The following is a 21367-nucleotide window of genomic DNA, read 5'->3' as shown; positions in this document are numbered from 1 at the left end:
CGCATGTCACGCGTCGACATTGCGATTATCGGCGGTGGCCTGGTCGGCGCGAGCCTGGCCGTGGCCCTGCAGGCCGAGGCCAAGCAGCGCGGCTGGCGTATTTGCCTGATCGAGCCGTTCACCCCGGGCAACGGTTATCAGCCCAGCTATGACGCACGTTCGACTGCGCTGTCGTTTGGTTCGCAGCAGATCTATCAGCGTTTCGGTCTGTGGCAGCAGATCAGTCAGCGCGCCGAGCCGATCAAGCAGATTCATGTTTCCGACCGTGGCCGTTTCGCTGCCGCGCGCCTGAGCGCCGAGGAAGAAGGCGTGCCGGCACTGGGTTACGTAGTGGAAAACGCCTGGCTCGGCGAATGCCTGTGGCAGGCGCTGGATCAACAGGTGGTGAGCTGGCGCAGCCCGGCCCAGGTCACGCGGATGCAGGCCCTGGCCGATGGCTATCGGCTGACTTTGGATGACGGCAGCGAACTGGAATGCAGCCTGGCGATTCTCGCTGAAGGTGGCCGCTCCGGGCTGCGCGAGCAACTTGGCATCGCCGTCAGCAACACGCCTTATGGCCAGAGCGCGCTGATCGCCAACGTCAGCCCGCAAGAGGCGCATAACGGCCTGGCCTTCGAGCGCTTTACCGAAGAAGGGCCGATGGCCCTGCTGCCGCTGGCGGATAACCGCTGCGCGCTGGTCTGGACCCGTGCCAGCCTGGAGGCCGAACGCCTGTCGACGCTGGACGATGCGGCGTTTCTCGCCGAGTTGCAGCAGGCTTTCGGTTACCGCCTGGGCAGTTTGCGCCAGGTTGGTGCGCGGCACCTTTATCCGCTGGCGCTGACCGCGGCCAAGGAGCAGGTGCGTCAACATCTGGTGGTGCTCGGCAACGCCGCGCACAGCCTGCATCCGATTGCCGGTCAGGGCTACAACCTGTCGCTGCGCGACACCCTGGTGCTGGCGGAAACCCTGCTGGCCAGCAACGCGCCCTTGGGCGATCTGGCCACCCTGCAGCGCTACCTGAGCAGTCAGCAGCTGGACCAACAGCTGACGGTGGGTTTTTCCGACCAGGTCACCCGCCTGTTCAGCACGGGTCAGCCGTTGTTGGCGGCCGGGCGCAACCTCGGCCTGCTCGGCCTCGATCTATTACCCCCGGCGAAACGCTGGTTCGCCCGCCAGGCCATGGGCCTTGGCACCCGTTCGGAGCATTGATGCATGTCGGCAAACAAACTGGCGCGCAAGGCGCGGCTGCTGCGCTGGGCGATGAACCTGTATCCGCCCTACCTGGGGGCCGGCGTGCGGGTGCGGCAGATCAGCGCGGACTTCCGTCAGGTGCAGGTGAAGATGGGCCTGGGCTGGTATAACCGCAACTATGTCGGCACCCAGTTTGGCGGCAGCCTGTATTCGATGACTGACCCGTTTTTCATGCTGATGATCATGGAAAACCTCGGGAGCGATTTTATTGTCTGGGACAAGGCCGCGCGCATCGACTTTATCGCCCCCGGTAAAGGCCCGGTGTACGCCGATTTCAGCATTGACGAACACCTGCTCGACGACATTCGTCAGCACACGGCAAATGGCGATAAGTACCACCCTGAGCTGCATGTGGAAGTGCGCGATGGCAGCGGCACGCTGGTGGCACGGGTGCACAAGACTCTTTATGTGCGGCTAAAGCCGCGCGCTCGGCAGGCAGCTTGAACAAGGAATATGTGATGCAAGCGGATCTGATCATCGTAGGTGCTGGCATGGTGGGCAGCGCCCTGGCGCTGGCCCTGCAGGATCAGGGGCTGGACATCATCCTGCTGGATGGCAGCCCGCTGAGTGTCAAACCCTTCGACGCCAGCTCGGCGTTTGAGCCGCGCGTCAGTGCGTTATCGGTGGCCAGCCAGCGCATTCTTGAGCGTCTGGGTGTGTGGGATGGCATCGCCGCACGGCGCGCCTGCCCTTATGCCGAGATGCAGGTATGGGACGGCTCCGGCACCGGGCAGATCCATTTCAGCGCCGCCAGTGTGCACGCCGAAGCGCTCGGCCATATCGTCGAGAACCGCGTGGTACAGGACGCCTTGCTTGAGCGCCTACACGACAGCCCGATTGGCCTGTTGCCTGGGGCGCGCCTGGAGCAGCTGCGCCGCTCCGGTGACGGTTGGTTGCTCAGCCTGAGCGACGGCCGTGAGCTGCGCGCGCCGCTGATTATCGCTGCCGACGGCGCCAATTCCGCCGTGCGGCGTCTGGCCGGTTGCGCCACCCGTGAATGGGATTATCTGCACCACGCCATCGTTACCAGTGTGCGTTGCAGCAAGCCGCATCAGGCCACCGCCTGGCAGCGCTTTACCGATGACGGCCCGCTGGCTTTCCTGCCGCTGGCTGGCCCCGAAGGTGAGCACTGGTGCTCGATAGTCTGGTCGGTGACGCCCACCGAAGCCGAACGCTTGATGGCCCTGGATGACGCGGGCTTTCGCCGGGCGCTGGGCTTTGCCTTCGAGCATCGCCTGGGCGACATCCTCCAGGCCGATCCGCGCCTGTGCATTCCGCTGCGTCAGCGCCACGCCAAGCGTTATGTCGAAGACGGCCTGGCGCTGATCGGCGATGCCGCACACAGCATCCATCCGCTGGCTGGGCAGGGCGTCAATCTGGGCTTCCTTGATGTCGCCGTACTGGCCGAGGTGCTGCTGCACGCCGCACAGCGCGGCGAACAGCTGAGTGATGTGAAGGTGCTCAGCCGTTACGAGCGTCGGCGTATGCCGCACAACCTGGCAATGATGGCCGCGATGGAAGGCTTCGAGCGCTTGTTCCAGGCCGATCCGCTGCCGGTACGCTGGCTGCGCAACAGCGGCCTTAACTGGGTAAACGATCTGCCGGAAGCCAAGGCGCTGTTCGTGCGCCAGGCGCTGGGCTTGTCCGGTGACTTGCCCGATCTGGCGCGGGTTTAGCTAGCCCAGTGATGCGCGGTGCGCCGATGGTGGCTTAGCCGCGTTTCGAGCGCAGTGATACCTGGCAATGGCGGCATGCGGCCAACCCACCCTACAAAAGCCACCCGCAAAAAAAGCCCGGCACTAAGGCCGGGCTGAAAAAGTGTGCAGGGAGGTGCACACGGAGTTGCTGTCAGGTCATACCCAGCCAGTTCGGCAACGCCAGAGACACGGCCGGCACGTAGGTGATCACAATCAGGAAGCTGAGCAGGAGCATCAGCCACGGCCAGGCCGCTTTGACCACAGCGGTCAGTGGCATGCCGGTCACTGCCGAGGTGACAAATAGGTTGAGTCCCACTGGCGGGGTGATCAGGCCGATTTCCATGTTCACCACCATGATGATGCCAAGGTGGATCGGGTCGATGCCCAGTTGCATGGCAATCGGGAAGAGGATCGGTGCCAGGATCAGGATGATCGCCGACGGCTCCATAAAGGCACCCGCCACCAGCAACACGATGTTCACCACCAGCAGGAACTGCCAGGGTTGCAGGCCCATGTCCACCACCCAAGCGGTGATGGTCTGCGGGATCTGCTCAGTGGTCAGTACGTGGGCGAAGAGCATGGCGTTGGCAATGATGAACATCAGCATGATGCTCAGCTTGCCGGATTCCAGCAGCACCTTCGGGCATTCGCGGATGGTCATGTCCTTGTACACGAACAGCGCCACGAAGCCGGCGTAGACTGCGGCTACGGCAGCGGCTTCGGTCGGGGTGAACATGCCGGTGTAGATGCCGCCGAGGATGATCACCATCAGCAGCAAGCCCCATACGGCTTTGCGTGCAGCGCTGAGGAACTCACGGAAAGTGGCACGCGGCATGGCCGGCAGGTTCATCTTCCGCGCGACGATATAGATCGCCACCATCAGCACCAGACCCAGCAGCAGACCGGGGATCACCCCTGCCATAAACAGCTTGCCCACCGACTGTTCGGTTGCCGCGGCGTACACCACCATGACGATCGACGGTGGAATCAGGATGCCCAGGGTGCCGGCGTTACACACGATACCGGCGCCAAACGCCTGCGGATAACCGGAGCGCACCATGCCGGCGATGGCAATCGAACCCACGGCTGCGACAGTGGCCGGCGATGAGCCGGACAGTGCGGCGAACAGCATGCAGGCCAGTACGGCGGAAATTGCCAGGCCGCCGCGGATATGGCCGACGCAGGCGTTGGCAAAGTCGATCAGGCGTTTGGCCACCCCGCCGGTGGTCATAAAGGCACCGGAGAGCAGGAAGAAAGGAATCGCCAGCAGGGTGTAGTGCTCACTGGTTTCGAACAGCTTGATCGCCAGCGAACGTACCGAGTCCGGGCTGAACAGCATGATGGTCACGGAGCCGGCGAGGCCCAGTGAAGCGGCAATCGGTACGCCGATAAACATCAGCAGAAATAGCAGGAGGAAGAGGAACAGGATGGTCATTGTTTGTGCTCCCCGTGCTCATTGATCTTCAAGGCGTCAGCGGCTTCATCGGCCAAACCCAGGCCGGTCTGCTCGTTGCGCAGGATGCGGACGAGGATTTCCAGAAAGCGGATAAACACCATGGCGAAGCCGAAGGGCACGATCAGGGTGATATGCCATTGCATGATGCCGAAGTGGCCGAGGTCTTCTGCACCGATACCGGCATTGAACAGGGTGCGCACCCAGTCGAAGCTGGCCACGGCAATCAGTCCCGCGTAGCCCAGGCAGGCCAGGCAGGCAATGATGCCGATGATGCGTTGCACCGGTTTGCTGGCCAGTTTGACCAGTGCATCGACGCCGATATGTCCGGCGGTGCGTACACCATAGGCCAGACCGAAGAAGATCAGCCAGGCGAACAAGGCCTTGGTCAGGGCAATGCTCCAGGTCATCGACTGGGCCATGCCAAGAATGCTGTCGCCAATGGCGAAGAAAAATTCACTGCTGCCTTCCCAGCGGTCAGCCAGGTTGTAGAACAGCGTGTAAAGGTTGTTGAGGATCACGTAGACGAAGGTCACCAGCGTCATGGCGGCCAGCAGGAAGGCAATGAATGCTTCCTCGAAGTGGTCCCAGACGCGCCGCAAGGCGTTCATCATTAGAGTCTCCAGAGTGGTGGGCGGTACACCCGGGCAGTGGGCCCGGGTGTTCAGTGAAGGTAGTGCGGGCCGTCAGCCGACCCGTTGTGCCTTACTGGTTGGCCGCGTCGGCTGCCTTGATCAGGTCAGCGCCGATTTCTGCTTCGAACTTGCTCCACACCGGCTTCATGGCATCGCGCCATTGTTTACGCTGCTCTGGCGTCAGGGTAATGATTTCGGTGGTTTTGGCTTCGAGGATGCGCTGCTTATCGCCTTCGTTGAGGGCGTCAGCCTGCTTGTTCACTTCGGCGGTCACTTCCACGATGATCTTGTCCAGCTCGCTGCGCACGTCGGCAGGCAGGCCGTTCCAGAACTTGGTGTTGGTGATCAGCATGTAGTCCAGAACACCGTGGTTGGATTCGGTGATGAACTTCTGCACTTCATGCATCTTCTGGCTGTAGATGTTCGAGTAGGGGTTCTCGGCACCGTTGACCACGCCAGTCTGCAGGCCTTGGTAGACCTCAGCGAAGCTCATCTTGCGCGGGTTGGCGCGCACGGCCTTGAACTGCTCTTCCAGTACGGCGGAAGCCTGTACGCGGAATTTCTGACCACGGGCATCTTTCGGCTCACGCAGCGCCTTGTTGGCCGACAACTGCTTGAGGCCGTTGTGCCAGTAGGCCAGGCCGGTGATGTTTTTCGACTCCATGGATTTCAGCAGTGCCTGACCTTCCGGGCTCAGCTGGAAACGGTCGACGGCGGCCATGTCGTTGAACAGGAACGGCAGGTCGAAAATCTGGATCTGCTTGGTGTAATGCTCGAATTTGGCCAGCGACGGGGCGATCAGCTGCACGTCACCAAGCAACAGCGCTTCCATTTCCTTGCCGTCGCCAAACAGTGAGGAGTTCGGGTAAACCTCGACCTTGACCTTGTCACCCAGACGCTCTTCGGCGAGCTTCTTGAACAGTACCGCGCCTTGGCCTTTCGGCGTGTGGTCGGCCACGACGTGGGAGAACTTGATCACGATCGGATCGGCGGCCTGGGCCATACCGGCGATGCTCAACGACAGGGCGCAAGCCAGCGCCTTGGCAGTCAGTTTGAACATGGAGTCTTTCCTCTTGTTTTTGTAATGCGTGATGCGCTTTAGCGCGGCATGTCGGGCGATCAGGCTCAAGTCTAGGCGGCCTGCCAGAAAGTGACGGGCGCTGGGCAGCGATTGCCTCAACCAGTGCGTGTGTGAGTCGCCTGCAAGAGGCTAGAGCAACCGCCATGCCAGCCTGTGACCGATTGCCGCTGGTCAGGCTGGAGGGCAGGTGTGACGGGGGCTGGCGCTGTTTTGGATGCAGCCTGGCGGCTTGCGAGAGCCGCCGCTGAAGAAGGTTTTGGCGGTTTTTCGCCAATTACTCGGGGTTGTCTGGCGAGCTTCCGCCAGCATCGGCGAAGCTCAGGCCATGTTTGCGCAATTTGTCGTGTAGGGTCTTGCGTGGCACTCCGAGGGCTTCGGCCAGGCTGCGCAACGAACTGTGTGAGCGGCTCAGTTCAGCGCTGATCAGGCTGCGCTCAAAGGCTTCTACCTGGGCGTTCAGGCCGCCGCTGTTGCCGTCCTCATCGGGCAGTGGCGCCGCAGCCTGGGCCTGCAGATCGAGGTCCAGCTCCAGGCCCAGGGCAAAGCGCTCGGCGGCGTTCTGCAGCTCGCGCACGTTGCCTGGCCAGGGGTGGCGCAGCAGGGCTGCTCGTTGCCCGGGTTGCAGGCTGCGTTCGGCCAGGCCATGGCGGCTGCTGGCGGCTTCGGCAAAGTGCTGGAACAGCAGCAGCGCATCTTCACCGCGCTCGCGCAGGGCAGGGATACGCAGCGGTGCGACGTTCAGGCGGTAATACAGGTCGGCGCGGAAGCGGCCCTGATCGGCGGCCTGGCGCAGGTCTTCCTTGGTCGCCGCAATCACCCGGATGTCCAGCGGGATCAGCTGATTGCCACCGAGGCGCTCGACCACGCGCTCCTGCAGCAGGCGCAGCAGCTTGACCTGAACATCGAGGGTCATGCTTTCGATTTCATCGAGAAACAGGGTGCCGCCGTTGGCGAATTCGAACTTGCCGATGCGGCGTTTCTGTGCGCCGGTAAAGGCACCTTGCTCGTGACCGAACAGCTCGCTTTCCACCACCGATTCGGCCAGGGCGCCGGCGTTGATGGCCACAAACGGCCCGGCGCGGCGGCTCGACAGATCGTGCAGGGCGCGCGCTACCACTTCCTTGCCGGCACCGGTTTCGCCAAGGATCAGCACATCGCTATTGATTCCGGCCAGGGCGCCGATCTGTTCGCGCAAGCGTTGCATGGCCGGGGATTGCCCGACTAACCGCGCCGACAGGGTGTGGCGATCCGCCAGGGCCAGGCGCAGGCTGCGGTTATCCAGGACCAGGCGGCGCACTTCGAGGGCGCGGCGCACACTGCCCTGCAGGTCATCGCTGGCGAATGGTTTCTCGAGAAAGTCATAGGCGCCGGCGCGCATGGCTTGCACGGCCAGCGGTACATCGCCGTGGCCGGTGATCAACAGCACGGGCAGTTCCGGGTCCTGTTCCTGCAGTTGTTGCAGCAGTTGCAGGCCGTCGATACCGGGCATGCGGATATCGCTGACCACCACGCCGGGCCAGTCGCGCTCGATGCGCGCGGCCACGCCATGGGCATCGGCCAGGGTGCTGACCTTGAGCCCCGCCAGATCGAGGGTCTGGCTCAATGCCTGACGCAGGTGCGGGTCGTCATCGATCAACAGCACCTGGGTGCGGGAATCGATCATGCTCATACGACAAAGTCCTCTGGCGACTGGGTTTTGATGCCCTGATCCGCCGCGCGCAGGCGCAGGGTCAGCTGAGCGCCGCCGTCGGGGTGGTTGGCGAACAGCAGTTCACCGCCCAGAGCGCGCATCAGGGTATCGCAAATGGCCAGGCCAAGGCCGAGGCCCTGGGCGCTGGTCTTGGTAGTAAAAAAGGGTTCGCGGGCGCGTTGCAGCGCCTCCTGGCTGAAGCCGGGGCCGTTGTCGCGCAGGTGCAGGTCTACCCCGCTGGTGGTGACTTCCGCGCTCAGCCACAGGCGGCGCGGTTGTGGCACTTCACTCAGGGCGTCGAGGGCATTAGCCAGCAGGTTGCCGAGCACCTGGCGCAGGCGGGTTTCTCCGGCCTGCACCCACAGGGTGGCGTCCGGCAGGTCGCGGATCAGTTCGACCTGCATGGCCTGGCGGCGCTTGGCCAGCAGCGCCAGGGCGTCATCGATGGCCGGTTGCAGGGCCACGCTTTCCGGGGCGTGGCGGTCGCGGCGGGCAAAGGCACGCAGGTGGGCGATGATCGAGGCCATGCGTTCGGTGAGCTGGCTGATCAGCTTGAGGTTGCCACGGGCGTCCTCGTTGCGTTGGTGATCGAGCAGTACGCCGGCGTTGTCGGCATAGCTGCGGATGGCCGCCAGCGGTTGATTGAGCTCATGACTGATGCTCGCACTCATGGTGCCGAGGGCCGAGAGCTTGCTGGCCTGCACCAGCTCGTCCTGGGCCTGCACCAGCTCCTGCTGGGCCTGTTCGCGTTCCAGAACCTCCTGCTTCAGCCGGCTGTTGAGGCGCTCCAGGTCGAGGGTGCGTTCCAGTACGCGCTGTTCCAGTTGCTGGCGCGCTCGGGTGTCGAGGGCGATGCGTTCCAGGTAGTGGCGACGGCGCTGCATGAGCAGGCCGAGCAACAGCATCAACAGCAGCAGCATGCCGCCGCCGGCGACCAGGGCGGTGCGCACCGGGCGATCGAGCAGGCTGCGCGGGGCGAGGATGCTGACGGTCCAGCCGGTTTCCTTGAGTTCGCGGTCCTGGCGGATCCAGTTCTGCGCATCGAGCTTGATCGGCGGTGGCGCCTGGGTCGGGTACGGGAGGTTGGCGGCAATCGCGGCGCGTTCGGCGGCGTCCAGCGGGCGGCTGGCGGTAAACCGCCACTGGCTGTTGGAGGTGAGAATCACCACACCATTGCTGTCGGTGACCAGTAACTGCTCCGGGGTATTGCCCCACAGGGTTTCGGTGTGATCGAGGTCGACCTTGACCACCAGTGCGCCGAGGTTCTGTTCACCGTCACGCACGGCGGCGGCAAAGTAGTAGCCGCGCTTGCCGGAGGTGGTGCCGAGACCGAAGAAGCGCCCTGGGCGGCCGGCGATGGCCTCGCGGAAATACGGGCGGAAAGCGAAATTGCGCTCGACGAAGGAGTCGGCCTGTTCCCAGTTGGAGGCGGCCAGGGTCTTGCCGTTGGGGTCCATCAGGTAGATCACGTCGGCGCCAGTCTGCGCGCTGACTTGATCCAGCAGACGGTTGGCGCTGTCGCGGGCGCTCTGTCGGTCGGGCTGTTGCAGGGCCAGGCGCAGGGCGGGTAAGTCGCCGAGAATCGGCGGTAGCACCTCATAGCGCCGCAGTGTACCGAGTAGGTTGGCCACATACAGGTCGAGGGTCTGGCGGTTCTGTTCGATCAGCACGCCGCTGTAGTAACGCTCGGCCAGTTGCTGCAAGGGCCACAGCAGCGGTGTCAGCAGCAGTGCCAGGAGGGCCAGGCTGCGCCAGCGCGGGCGGCGGGGATGCGGGTGATCGGTGGGCATGCGTGTACTCGTTAGACGTCCTGAAAGGCGCTTATGCAATAAGCGGGCAAGCTTGCCGATATGGCCAACACTGTAAGAAGTCTGGCATCAATCTGGAGTAACGGTACCGAGCAGCGTGTGCTGGTCAGCGGCTTGCAGCAGATTCAGCATTTCAGGGCTTAGCAGCGAGTCAGGCATTGCTCCAGCGCGGCTTGCCAATCCGGCAGCTGGACGTTCCAGTCCTGCTGCAGGCGGCTGCAGTCCAGCCGTGAATTAAGTGGGCGCTGCGCGGGGTTTGGGTAAGCGCTGCTGGGGATAGGCTGCAGAGTCGCCACACGTTTGCCCTGGTTACTCAGGTGCGCGGCAATTGCGTTGGCAAAACCGAACCAGCTGGTTTCACCTTGGGCGGTCAGGTGATAGACGCCCCACGGACCGGCTTGGCCGCTGCGCCACTGCTCAATCAGCTGCGCGGTGGCCTGGGCAATGGTGCCGGCCCAAGTCGGCGCGCCGATCTGGTCGTTTACCACGGACAGGCTTTCCCGTTCCTGCAGCAGGCGTTGCATGGTCAGCAGAAAGTTTTTGCCGTGCTGCGAATAGACCCAGCTGGTGCGCAGAATCAGGTGCATGCCGCCCACGGCCTGAATCGCCTGCTCGCCTGCCAGTTTGCTGCGGCCATAAACACTGAGCGGATGGGTGGCGTCGCTTTCGCGGTAGGGGACGGTGTGGTTGCCATCGAACACATAGTCGGTGGAGTAGTGGATCAGCGGAGCACCCAGCTCAGCGGCGGCTTCAGCGAGGATGCCGGGTGCGGTGGCGTTGATTGCGAAGGCTAACTCCGGCTCGCTCTCAGCCTGATCCACCGCGGTGTGCGCGGCGGCATTGATGATCAACTCGGGGCGCAGATTTTGTACGTGCTGGCGGATCAGTTCGGGCTGGGTCAGATCCAGCTGCTCGCGGCCCAGTACCGTTAACTCTCCCGCACCTTGCAGGACGCGCTGCAGCTCCTGGCTGACCTGACCGTACTGGCCGAGCAGGAGCATTTTCATGGGAAGACCTGCGCATCGACAAAGCTGAGTCCTGCCTGATCCTTGGCGGATAACTGCGGCGCGTCATCCAGCGGCCAGTCGATGGCCAGGGTCGGATCATTCCAGCGGATGCAGCGCTCGTGCTCCGGCGCATAGTAATCGGTGGTCTTGTAGAGAAATTCGGCGAACTCGCTAAGTACCACAAAACCATGAGCAAAGCCTGCCGGCACCCACAGTTGGCGCTTGTTCTCGGCGGACAATAAGGTGCCTACCCATTTGCCGAAAGTTGGCGAGCTGCGGCGCAGGTCCACGGCCACGTCAAAGACTGCACCGGCGCTAACCCGTACCAGCTTGCCCTGCGCCTGTTGCACCTGGTAATGCAGCCCGCGTAATACGCCGCGCTGCGAGCGCGAATGGTTGTCCTGAACGAATTCACACTGCAGGCCGGTGGCCTCGGCAAATGCGCGGGCATTGAAGCTTTCGAAGAAAAAACCGCGTTCATCGCCGAACACCTTGGGTTCGAGAATGAGCACGCCGGGCAGCTTGGTGCTGATCGCCTGCATGTTTATTCCTCGGCCAGTTTGAACAGGTAGTGACCGTAACCGGTTTTGCCAAAAGCTTTGGCTTGGGCCAGCAGTTGCTGGCGATCGATCCAGCCCTGCTGATAAGCGATTTCTTCCAGGCATGCGACTTTCAGACCCTGGCGCTGCTCGATGGTCTGCACATATTGCGAGGCATCCAGCAGGCTGTCGTGGGTGCCGGTGTCGAGCCAGGCAAAGCCACGACCGAAGCGTTCGACACGCAGATCGCCGCGTTTCAGGTAGGCGTTGTTGATGTCGGTGATTTCCAGCTCGCCGCGTGCCGAAGGTTTGACGGCTTTGGCGATCTCGACCACATCGTTGTCGTAGAAATACAGGCCGGTCACCGCGTAGCTGGATTTCGGCCTGGCCGGTTTTTCCTCGATGGAAATGGCCTTGCCCTGAGCGTCGAACTCGATCACGCCGAAGCGCTGTGGATCACTGACCCAGTAGCCAAACACCGTCGCCCCGGAGGGCTCGGCGGCGGCGCGCAGGAGTTTCTCGGTGAAGTGCTGGCCATGGAAGATATTGTCGCCAAGGATCAGGCACACCGAATCCGCACCGATAAAGTCTTCACCGAGAATAAAGGCCTGGGCCAGGCCATCTGGCGAGGGCTGCTCGCAGTATTCAAAGTGCACCCCGAACTGGCTGCCATCGCCAAGCATCTTGCGAAAATTCGGCAGGTCCTGCGGGGTGGAAATAATCAGGATTTCGCGAATACCGGCGAGCATCAGCACCGAGATCGGGTAATAGATCATCGGCTTGTCATAGATCGGCAGCAGTTGCTTGGACACGCCCAGGGTAATCGGATGCAGGCGGCTGCCGGAGCCGCCGGCGAGAATGATGCCTTTCATTGTGCTGTTCCTTGCAGTGTGCCGAGGCGTTCGCGTTGGTAGCTGCCATCCTGCACGCGGCGGCACCAGTCGAGGTTGTTCAGGTACCAGTGCACGGTTTTACGCAGGCCGCTGGCGAAGGTTTCCTCGGGTTTCCAGCTCAGCTCGCGTTCGATCTTGCTGGCATCGATGGCGTAGCGCAGGTCATGGCCTGGACGGTCGCTGACGAAACTGATCTGCTCTTTATACGAGCCGTTCTGTCGCGGGGCCAGTTCGTCCAGCAGCGCACAGATGCTTTCCACCACATGCAGGTTCTTCTGCTCGTTATGCCCGCCGACATTGTAGGTCTCGCCGACCTTGCCTTCGCTCACGACCTTTAACAGTGCGCGGGCATGGTCTTCCACATACAGCCAGTCGCGTACCTGCTGGCCATTGCCGTAAACCGGGAGTGGTTTGCCATCCAGGGCATTGAGGATCACCAGCGGGATGAGTTTTTCCGGGAAGTGGTAAGGGCCGTAATTGTTCGAGCAGTTGGTCAGCAGTACCGGCAAGCCATAGGTACGCTGCCAGGCGCGCACCAGATGATCGGACGCTGCCTTGCTCGCCGAGTAGGGCGAGCTGGGTGCGTAGGGCGTGTTCTCGGTGAACAGATCATCCACGCCATGCAGGTCGCCATACACCTCGTCAGTGGAAATATGGTGAAAGCGAAACGCTGCCTTGCGCACCGGCTCCAGCTGCATCCAATAACTGCGTGTGGCTTCGAGCAGCGCATAGGTGCCGACGATATTGGTCTGGATAAATGCCGCCGGGCCGTCGATGGAGCGGTCGACATGCGACTCGGCCGCTAGGTGCATGATCGCATCTGGCTGAAATTCAGCCAGTGCCTTGCTGACGGCCGTGCTGTCGGCAATATCCGCCTGCACAAAGCGATAGCGTGGGTTAGCGGCAACGCTGGCCAACGACTCTAGATTGCCCGCATAGGTCAGCTTGTCGAGGTTGAGCACCTGATGCTTGGTGTGATTCAGCAGGTGGCGAATCAGCGCCGAACCGATAAAGCCGGCTCCGCCGGTAATAAGGATACGCACAGGCCTATACCTTCCGTTGCTCAGGTGGTCGTTGAACAATGCGGGCAGTGTTACAAGCCCCGTCAGGGTGAGCAAGCTGCAGTATTTTTTCGGCAAAAAAAAGCCCCGCATCGCTGCGGGGCTTTCTTTATATGGTGCCGGCACCAGGAACCAAACCAAAAAGCACAAAGCCAACAAAATCAAAGTTCCTGAAAGATCGACAATCCTAAAAGGCACTCAGAAAGGTACTTAATTTTTTGGCGGGCGTCATTCAGATGTCGCTATGGCCGCGCTAGCCTCGACCAAAGGTCTCTCGCGAAAAAAACCTGGCATCTCGGTAAGCGGGATCGATCTTTTGCAAGCGGTCTTTTCCGCTCCTAAACTGCCGATCACGCTAGACAACCTCAGGCCATTCGTGGCCAAGGCGCCAGCCAAGCTGAGCTACTCCACCCAGCGAATACTTAATAGTTCCTTCAACTCTCCGATAACAAATTGCCAAAGCGCCAAAAAAATGAGCTATGCTAACAGAGCTCTTTAGCTTAGGACGAACTCGTCTAGTCGGGTGTTTAGCCAGACTCTAAGTTATTGAACGAGATTGTGGTTGCGATAGTCTCGCAACCTGATTTCGTTCCTCAATCAGGTTGCGAGACTATCGCTTCCTCTAGTAAAGAGTTAAGCCCAAGAGTGATACTCTTGGGCTTTTTTATGGAAGTCATGATGACTGTAGTTGAGCAACTTGCATTAGTGCTTAAGAAGAGCCCAACGGACGTCACGCTCTTCCTAAATAACGCACCTAAAAAATATAAAGTTTATACAATTCCTAAGCGAACATCGGGGCATAGGGTTATAGCTCAACCCTCAAAAGAATTAAAAATATATCAGCGCAAGTTTCTAGAACTACAAGACCTCCCCATACACGAGTCCGCGATGGCCTATCGTAAAGGACTCAGCATCAAAAATAACGCCAACGCTCACAAAAACAATCGCTACCTGCTAAAGCTCGACCTAGAGAACTTCTTTAACTCAATAAGTAGCGAGTTATTTTGGAAAGTATGGGGGTCGATACTGCCCAGACCTCCAGAAACAGACAAGCGAACACTTGAGAATCTACTTTTCTGGTGTCCCAGCAAAACAACGGGAGGACGTCTGATTCTAAGCATTGGCGCTCCAAGCTCTCCCCTTGTCTCCAATTTCTTCATGTATAAATTTGATGGCGCTGTGCAAGTGTTGTGTGCAGAGAGAGAAATTAAATATACGCGATACGCTGATGACTTAACCTTTTCAACCAATCAAAAAAATACTCTTTTCGAGTTGCCACGTCTTATCGAAATTCAACTTATGACTTTATTTGGCAGCGAGATAAGAGTCAATCGCAAAAAAACAAAATTCTCATCTACAGCCCATAACAGACACGTCACCGGGATTACAATTAGCAACGATCAAAAGCTTTCTCTTGGGCGAAGCCGAAAAAGATACATCAAACATTTAGTCCATCAATACATACTAAATAAATTAGACCCCGAGCACACACAACATCTTAGAGGCCTACTGTCTTTCGCAAAGCATGTGGAACCATCCTTCTTACATTCGCTAGCAAAAAAATACTCCACTGAACTGATAGTCAAAATAGTCGAGAGCAGAGATGAATGAGCAACACAGTGGGCATAAAAAAACCATCAAAGTTTTAGCTCAAAAAGCTGAAAGCGGCATCCTAAAAGCACAAAACCAGCTACACGAGTACTTTGAAAAAGGCAAGTATGTCACTAAAGATGCCGAGCTAGAGAAAAAGTACTTTGCCATGCTTGAAAACACTCTTTCAGGCAAAAAAATCCATTTAAAGTCATTAGAGATTTCAGGCTTTAGGCGATTTCAAAATCTCGAGATAGATTTTAATGAAAAATTAACTGTAATTATTGGGAACAATGGTGCAGGTAAAACTAGCATTGCGGATGCAATATCAAAAATATTCTCATGGTTTAACAATAACCTAGAAAAAGATAGCACCAATGCCAAGCATATAATGCCAACAGACATAAGCATTAAAAATGCAGGTTACGCGGAGATCGCTGGAAAATTTCAATTTGACAAAGCCAACTTATTTGATTTCTCACTCTCCCGCACCGTTAGTGGTTTCGTAGGCAGCATCTCAAGCGAAGTGAGCATCATCAAACAGCTTGGGGCCATGTATCGAAAAACTGCACATAATCCTAATATATCTATTCCGCTTTTAGCCTTCTACTCAGTTGAGCGCTCATGGCTTACACTAAAAAATGAAATTTCAGAAAAGGCCTCTAGCGATATCACGACCAATCGATTTTCCGCTGTAAAAGATGCTACTGACGGTAGCGGTAGGCTTGATAACTTCTCAGAGCTCTATATTGAACTAGCCAACATGGCTGAAGGCGAAGAGCTCAAAGAAGCTAAAGACATAAAGGCACAAATTGCAACCCTTGAAGAACTAATCCATGATGAAATCAATACAGAGCAGCACTCAACAGAAAGCCCACTACTAAGAAAACTAAATTCAAAAAAAGAAGAGCTAGAGAACATGCGGAACTCGGCTCCCACAACAAGATATAAAGAACATCTACAGTCTGTAAACCAGGCCATTGAGACATTGATGCCTGACGTAAAAAACCTAAGAGTCGAAAGGCGCACAGGAAAAGTACAACTTTTAGTAACAAACTTCGATAATGAAATAAACATCGCACAACTTTCACAAGGCCAAAAGGTTCTGGTTGCTCTAGCAGGCGACTTGGCCAGGCGATTAGTAATATTGAACCCTGAGTCCAAAAAGCCTCTAGACGGCCATGGAATAGTAGTAATTGATGAAATAGAGCTACACCTACACCCTAAGTGGCAGCAAGAAATATTAGGCCGCCTCCAGCGCACATTCCCTAACATTCAATTCATTGTCACAACGCATAGTCCTCAGGTACTGAGTACTGTACGTAGAGAAAACATTCGAACTCTCGAATTAAACTCAGTCGGTCAAATTATTGCGGCTAAGCCCCTTGCCGCCACTTATGGAGAGCCCAGCGGCGACGTATTGCAGAGCGTTATGCTAGTCGATCCTCAACCACCAATTGCGGAAAAGTCAGATTTGCAGCGCTTAACAGAACTTGTCGATCAGGGATTCTATGATAGACCAGAAGCTGTGGAACTTATGCAGAGACTTCTTACGGTACTCAGCGAACAGCACCCTCAACTACTACGTTTACAGCGCAGCATTCGCAGGCAAAAGGCGCTCAAAGAATGAGACACATTCGAAAAGCAGAGAATGGCGAGTACCATTTAAATCAAGCAAATGCGACACCACCAAAAACTAGCAAAGCAGCGACTAATCGCTGGAGTAGATTCGGCCACAAAGAAGAGGTACTCACTCAGCTTTTATTTGAGCAGTATAACCTGTGTTGCTATAGCGAATTACGTGCTGACCAGCATGGAATCGGCTACCACATTGAGCACGTGGAAAACAAACATCAGAACCCGCAGCGCACTTTTGACTACAGCAACCTAGCTGCCAGCTCATTTAGCAGTGACAATATCCCGTCGTTTAAAAACACCCATCAAGACGCCAGCCAGACACAAGCGGTTTTTGGGGGGCATGCCCGCGACAAGCAAAATACTGTCGATATGCAGCGTTTTATTTCTCCTCACCAAGCTGATTGCGCTCGTTTCTTCGCATATTTATCAGATGGTCGTATAGCCCCGGCTGCAGGTTTAGATCATGCTGAACAATCTCGTGTTCACTATACTCTCGAATTACTGAACCTAAACAGCCCATACCTATTAACACAACGTCGGCGCTGGTGGGAAGAGCTAGATGACATTTATGAATATCATATAACCCAAGGCATGGACCTATATTGCTTGGCACGCATTGATCTAACACCGATCAACCAGTCACTTAGTCCCTTTTTCAGTATAACTCGTCAATTTTTTGGTCGTATTGCTGAAGAAATCTTTCTCCAAGAGCTCCCTGAGTTTAAATGAGAAAATAGCTAACCCTTATAATTAATCAATTACCCTACCAGATGCTACTAATAACAGTCTTGAGCATTAACTATTAAGAAATTGCCAAATCAATTTTGGCTTAGCTGTACGTCGTCATGGATTGCCAGCCATCTCCCTGGCATAGTTTCGATCACTGAGATCCTTCTTGGGATCAGCCTTGACCCAACGCACCGGCTTACGACAGTCCAAGCAGGTCAGCACCTTCTTGTCAGCGCTGAGGGTGTATAGGTTCGCGTCGGTGCCTGAGCCGATCTTCAAGCCTGCATCTGTTACCTCAAACCCTGGAGTCTCGTACCCCAGGCGATCCATACTTTCGAACTTAAACGACCAGACCCTGATCTGTTTCTCGCGCCAGATACCCATGATGGTCAACGGATTGTGCTTCGTAGTGCGTTGATAGACCCAATCGCCTTCATAAGACGTCAGTTTCTGGGCCTCTGAATTCCTGCGCGCCTGTTCCAAGGCTTCCTTCTGCATTTTTTCCAGTTCGGCATTCAATGCCTCTTCATTCTTGCGGGCTTGCTCCTTGAGCATCTGATCTACGTCATATGGCCCCTCGGGGTCATATGTCCAGACAAGCTCATCCGTTCTCATGCCAAGTACCTTGCAGTTAAGGCAGTCAAGGCTTCGCTCATCGACGTTACGCCGCATCACCAGGCGTGTAGAGCTGTTCACGGTATCAAGAAGAAGCTTTTCATCTTTTACCGATGCCTTCATTTTTCCGAGCGGTTTGATACCGTCTTTTCCGAGGTCTCCAAAGAGTTCTGCTTCATCACCATGAACATTGAGAACCATGGTTCCCTTCATGCCTGAGTCTTTGAAGCGGTAAGCCCCTGTAAAGTCCTCATTGCCGCAGCCAGAAAGGAGAGCTCCAATAGCAGCGGTTGCAGCAAATTTAAATAGCGTACGCATAACGTCCTTCCATTGGTTTTTGTCGCCTGTCATTAGGCAGTTATTTACAGCGTAAAATTGAGGGCATTTTGCCATCATTCGCTAAGCTGTTGTGCAGTGCTTGTGGTTAAGCTGCTCGATGAAAAGCTCGGCGCAATATTCATCCATCCACAGCAGTAAAGGCATCCAGTACAGGCGCAGGACGTTACCTTCTCTAGCGATGACCACAGGCCGCGTAACGGAGGACGACCACTTCATTCCGGGAAACATACTGCTGACGATCATCAGCTCATCCAGATCAGCCGGCATCATCACTATTACCCTCCCGCCGCTCCAGCCACTCCGCTAGCCCCCATAGCACGGCACCGAGAATCGCCAACACAACGATGGCCCACAGAGGCAGCAATCTATGAGCACCAACCCAAAAACCAAGTCCAGCGCAGCCAATTCCAAGCCAAAGCCGTCCCATATCAACCACCTCCCGCATTCATTCAGTAGCACCACGCTACCTCGAGGTCCGCTGTTCCTGGGCGATGCGGTAAAAGATCGTCAGTTCCCGCGCTGGGAATTGGGGGTATGGCTGTGGGTTTTATAGAGAAGGCCGTGGCCCGGCAGTGGAGCGCCGTGGCGAGATGGTGATTTCTCAGTGGTTTTTGTAGGTTTATCGATGGCCGGGAACGGTCGGCGGGTGGCCGTCAGTTATGGCGGTGTTCTGCCTCAGTGTCAGGGCAATGAGTATGTAGGGTTTGGCAGGGCTTTTTGCAGGCAGGGCGACGGCGGCGCGGTGGGATTGTGATCGTTGCCAGTGGTTTGCTGCGGTTTGTTGAAAAAGGGGGGCTGTGCCGGCGTGCCCCACCATGCGGTGGCGTCAGCGCCGGCACCAGGGCGGTCAGTGCCGCCCCTCTTGCCCGAACTCTCTAGCCCTTGGGTTTGGGCGGATTTAGCGACGGCCCAGAACCCTTACTGGTAGCACGAGGCGACGGAGTAGAACTAAGGTCCATGGAGCTTGGCTGACGACGAGACGGTGGCAAAGACCCACCTCCACCACCTGGACGACGCCCTCGACGAAAGGATTCTGTTCCCATGTTAGCAAACCGAGTAATCGACATGAACCCTCCAGCCACACTCGACATGAGACGGCTCGCATCACTAGCTGTAGCCACCGCTCCTGACAGGCTGCCCGCCAGCCCGCCCAGCGAAACCCCCAGCACGCTTCCCGTGATCCAGGTGACGACGCCGAGAGAGATCGCAGCGATGGCCGACATCAGTCCTCGCAGCCCATCGTAGTCCGCTCCGGCACCAGACCATCCACTTGCAGCCCCCGCCTGCCCAATCGCAACGGCGGCCATGGTCTGGGATATCCCTACGGTGACCATCTGCGCCCCCATGACCGCAATGACAGGAGTTAGTAGTAGCGCCATCCAGCTGGAAAGTATCTGCAAGCCGCGCAATGGTGCCAGCAGTAAGAACACCGGAGCGAACAACAGCACGATCCAAAAAAACCAGGCCGCCATCAGCACGTAGCCAGGTAAAAGCGTTTGCAGGTCGAGCCATCCCGTCACGTCCTTGAACATCTGGGCTGTTGCCAAAATTCCCCCCGCGACCTGGCTTCCCTCCCGCGAGAGCCCAGTTGTTTTCTCAAGCGAGCGAGCCATAAATCGTTGCCAGGACAACGCTGTGCTCACTGCGCCGACTTCAGCACTGACACGTTGCCCACCCGCGATGACCTCGCCAGACTCCCGGAGCGCTTGGTAGGCCTGCTCAGCACCGAGCTGTGCGATCCGGTAGGCCTCAACGCAACTGGTCGGGCGAAACATGAGTCCGGGCTCATCACCGACGACCGACGACTTTGAACCAGGAATCATGCTGATGGGTAAATAAGAGGGGGTCGCGTCCGACTGGCCAGAAAACTTTGCAGCCCAGTGCGCTTTCGTCGGTAGCGCATACCGGTCACCCATGAACGGCCCGCTTTGCTCGATAGAACGGAGGCCTTCTTCGCGGCGGGATTGCATAGCACGCTGATCGAGCACCTGTTCAAGGCCGACCCTGGCAGCACCACCGCCTAGTAAATAGGCACCCCAGCCGCCGTTTGCCTCAGCTCCGCCAAACACGAACGTCCAGGCTCCGTCCATCGCCGTTCGGGCCTGCGCGATCAGGGTGATTTCGCTATCGGGGATTCCAAGGCCACCGCCACCTAGGAGGCCAATCGCATGTAGCGCCTGGATCTTCGAGGCATGCTGCGGGCCGGCCAGTTCAGCCGGGGCAGGTGCACAACTGGCGTTGTAGTCACGTATTAGCTGGGCCAGATCACTATCGGCGAACAGGTCAGCTGACCGACCTACGATATTGTCGATCGCTTTCTGGGACGGAATGATCGTGCCAGCCACCGTCTGATCGTTAAGGACGCTGTCAAAGCCCCATCGATACATTCTGTGAATGGACATCATAAAACTCAACGGTATGGCCTGGGCCTCTAGCAGGCGCACAGTTGCGCCACTCGGCAGTTGAACCTCAGCTGGCCTCATCCCATACGCCAACACTAAAAAAATGATTACCCCGCCGCCGAGGCCCTTTAGGAGGCCGTCCACGCCGACGCGATAGGCCAAAATGCCTAGCCACACATAACCAACCGCCGCAATGAGCCCGATGCTTGTAGCGTTGAACGCAACAAACAGCGGTTCGGTGGCAGTCAGGATCGTCAGGGCAACGTCTTCCCATAACGCAAAAACCCAATTGAACCCGGCGTAATTTTCCGCGGTTGCGCCGGCCATCAAACAGATCGCCGTCTAACGATCCAGCCACGCAGTGCCAGCCCCATTCGCACGGCTTGCAGAACTATCCAGCACAGGCACAACACAAACCCGACCAGGATGAAATACTGCGCAGCCGGGGCAGTCAGCAGGTCACCTGTACGCTGCACTGCATCGTACTGCTCCAGCACTCGTTGGCCGTATGCCGGCATCATTGCAGCAGAAAGCATATGCAACAGACCGACCACTGGCCCAAGTAATACGCCGATTCGACCGACCCATCGCGTGACAACAGGCATCCTCAGATGCACCGAATCCAAAATCTCACCAATTTTTTTCATGCTCTGACCCCCAAATTAGTACTTGCACTCTCTCAAGATAACGACCACTCCCCCTCTTCTCCACTCAACCCAATGCAGTTACAGCGGTTTGCGCGTTGCTCTTCGCACCCGCTATGTAACGCGGCCAAAGGCCGCGCATACATAGCGGGTGCTAGGCCTGAGCCATCCTGATGCACAGAGGTGTGCGCACAGTCTGTGCGTGATTGTTCAGATACTCTGACCACGTTGTATCCCAGTGCTGGACGCCTGCTGCCGCTCGTCATCGAGCGCAGCAGGCAAAGCACTTTGCCCCGGCTTATGCGTCATCGCA

Annotated in this window: 19 protein-coding genes; 6 read left to right on the top strand and 13 right to left on the bottom strand. The window is 57.7% G+C overall.

Going from position 1 to position 21367, the window contains the following annotated elements:
- Window positions 1-3 precede the first annotated feature (3 nt).
- From ubiH to IOD17_RS13055, 3 genes are read left to right on the top strand one after another with little or no spacing between them, the layout of a single operon-like run.
- Window positions 4-1191, top strand: coding sequence for a 2-octaprenyl-6-methoxyphenyl hydroxylase (gene ubiH / locus IOD17_RS13065; RefSeq protein WP_233685502.1), 1188 nt, complete (start codon window positions 4-6; stop codon window positions 1189-1191).
- A gap of 3 nt (window positions 1192-1194) precedes the next feature.
- Window positions 1195-1677, top strand: coding sequence for a DUF4442 domain-containing protein (locus IOD17_RS13060; protein WP_233685501.1), 483 nt, complete (start codon window positions 1195-1197; stop codon window positions 1675-1677).
- 14 nt (window positions 1678-1691) lie between these two features.
- A complete protein-coding gene (locus IOD17_RS13055) occupies window positions 1692-2909 on the top strand; it encodes a 2-octaprenyl-3-methyl-6-methoxy-1,4-benzoquinol hydroxylase (RefSeq protein ID WP_233685500.1) in 1218 nt (405 codons plus the stop codon).
- A gap of 172 nt (window positions 2910-3081) precedes the next feature.
- Here IOD17_RS13055 and dctM read toward each other — a convergent pair whose 3' ends face one another.
- The 9 genes from dctM to rfbB form a co-directional block, all read right to left on the bottom strand.
- Window positions 3082-4365 (bottom strand): C4-dicarboxylate TRAP transporter large permease protein DctM, encoded by a 1284-nt coding sequence (gene dctM, locus IOD17_RS13050; protein WP_233685499.1) that lies wholly within the window; start codon window positions 4363-4365, stop codon window positions 3082-3084.
- A complete protein-coding gene (locus IOD17_RS13045) occupies window positions 4362-4994 on the bottom strand; it encodes a TRAP transporter small permease (RefSeq protein ID WP_233685799.1) in 633 nt (210 codons plus the stop codon). Before IOD17_RS13045 ends, dctM begins: the two co-directional genes overlap by 4 nt.
- A gap of 94 nt (window positions 4995-5088) precedes the next feature.
- Window positions 5089-6078: a C4-dicarboxylate TRAP substrate-binding protein DctP gene (gene dctP / locus IOD17_RS13040; RefSeq protein ID WP_233685498.1), complete on the bottom strand. Its 990-nt coding sequence runs from the start codon at window positions 6076-6078 to the stop codon at window positions 5089-5091.
- Window positions 6079-6373: 295 nt separating this feature from the next.
- A complete protein-coding gene (locus IOD17_RS13035; RefSeq protein WP_233685497.1) occupies window positions 6374-7768 on the bottom strand; it encodes a sigma-54-dependent transcriptional regulator in 1395 nt (464 codons plus the stop codon).
- Window positions 7765-9579, bottom strand: coding sequence for a sensor histidine kinase (locus IOD17_RS13030; protein WP_233685496.1), 1815 nt, complete (start codon window positions 9577-9579; stop codon window positions 7765-7767). Before IOD17_RS13030 ends, IOD17_RS13035 begins: the two co-directional genes overlap by 4 nt.
- A 158-nt stretch (window positions 9580-9737) precedes the next feature.
- Window positions 9738-10604, bottom strand: coding sequence for a dTDP-4-dehydrorhamnose reductase (gene rfbD / locus IOD17_RS13025; protein WP_233685495.1), 867 nt, complete (start codon window positions 10602-10604; stop codon window positions 9738-9740).
- Window positions 10601-11146, bottom strand: a complete 546-nt coding sequence (gene rfbC, locus IOD17_RS13020) for a dTDP-4-dehydrorhamnose 3,5-epimerase (RefSeq protein ID WP_233685494.1) — start codon at window positions 11144-11146, stop codon at window positions 10601-10603. Before rfbC ends, rfbD begins: the two co-directional genes overlap by 4 nt.
- Before the next feature lie 2 nt (window positions 11147-11148).
- On the bottom strand, window positions 11149-12015 hold the full coding sequence (rfbA, locus tag IOD17_RS13015; protein WP_233685493.1) for a glucose-1-phosphate thymidylyltransferase RfbA: 867 nt from the start codon (window positions 12013-12015) through the stop codon (window positions 11149-11151).
- Complete coding sequence (gene rfbB, locus IOD17_RS13010; RefSeq protein ID WP_233685492.1) at window positions 12012-13079, bottom strand: dTDP-glucose 4,6-dehydratase; 1068 nt, start codon at window positions 13077-13079, stop codon at window positions 12012-12014. The genes rfbA and rfbB overlap by 4 nt, the downstream gene beginning before the upstream one ends.
- 696 nt (window positions 13080-13775) lie before the next feature.
- Between rfbB and IOD17_RS13005 the strand changes: the two genes are divergently transcribed.
- Genes IOD17_RS13005 through IOD17_RS12995 form a run of 3 tightly spaced genes read left to right on the top strand, consistent with a single transcriptional unit; the run spans window position 13776 to window position 17054 of the window.
- Window positions 13776-14708: a retron St85 family RNA-directed DNA polymerase gene (locus IOD17_RS13005; protein ID WP_233685491.1), complete on the top strand. Its 933-nt coding sequence runs from the start codon at window positions 13776-13778 to the stop codon at window positions 14706-14708.
- Window positions 14701-16317 (top strand): retron Ec78 anti-phage system effector ATPase PtuA, encoded by a 1617-nt coding sequence (gene ptuA / locus IOD17_RS13000; RefSeq protein ID WP_233685490.1) that lies wholly within the window; start codon window positions 14701-14703, stop codon window positions 16315-16317. The genes IOD17_RS13005 and ptuA overlap by 8 nt, the downstream gene beginning before the upstream one ends.
- Entirely contained in the window at window positions 16314-17054 is a 741-nt protein-coding gene (locus IOD17_RS12995) for a retron system putative HNH endonuclease (RefSeq protein WP_233685489.1), read from the top strand. The genes ptuA and IOD17_RS12995 overlap by 4 nt, the downstream gene beginning before the upstream one ends.
- A gap of 114 nt (window positions 17055-17168) precedes the next feature.
- Here the strand turns inward: IOD17_RS12995 and IOD17_RS12990 are convergent, their stop codons facing one another.
- The 4 genes from IOD17_RS12990 to IOD17_RS12975 all read right to left on the bottom strand — a co-directional run bounded on the left by IOD17_RS12990 (window position 17169) and on the right by IOD17_RS12975 (window position 21057).
- Window positions 17169-17987, bottom strand: coding sequence for a hypothetical protein (locus IOD17_RS12990; protein ID WP_233685488.1), 819 nt, complete (start codon window positions 17985-17987; stop codon window positions 17169-17171).
- An 81-nt stretch (window positions 17988-18068) separates the two neighbouring features.
- On the bottom strand, window positions 18069-18281 hold the full coding sequence (locus IOD17_RS12985) for a hypothetical protein (RefSeq protein WP_233685487.1): 213 nt from the start codon (window positions 18279-18281) through the stop codon (window positions 18069-18071).
- Window positions 18282-18883: 602 nt separating this feature from the next.
- Window positions 18884-20737: a hypothetical protein gene (locus IOD17_RS12980; protein ID WP_233685486.1), complete on the bottom strand. Its 1854-nt coding sequence runs from the start codon at window positions 20735-20737 to the stop codon at window positions 18884-18886.
- Complete coding sequence (locus IOD17_RS12975; protein ID WP_233685485.1) at window positions 20737-21057, bottom strand: hypothetical protein; 321 nt, start codon at window positions 21055-21057, stop codon at window positions 20737-20739. The genes IOD17_RS12980 and IOD17_RS12975 overlap by 1 nt, the downstream gene beginning before the upstream one ends.
- Between the last annotated feature and the right edge of the window lie 310 nt (window positions 21058-21367).

Origin of the sequence: Pseudomonas anguilliseptica (genome assembly GCF_021375795.1) — a bacterium.
GTDB classification, from domain to species: domain Bacteria; phylum Pseudomonadota; class Gammaproteobacteria; order Pseudomonadales; family Pseudomonadaceae; genus Aquipseudomonas; species Aquipseudomonas anguilliseptica_A.
Note: the sequence above shows the minus strand (reverse complement) of the source record. Positions and strands in the feature narration are given on the sequence as shown.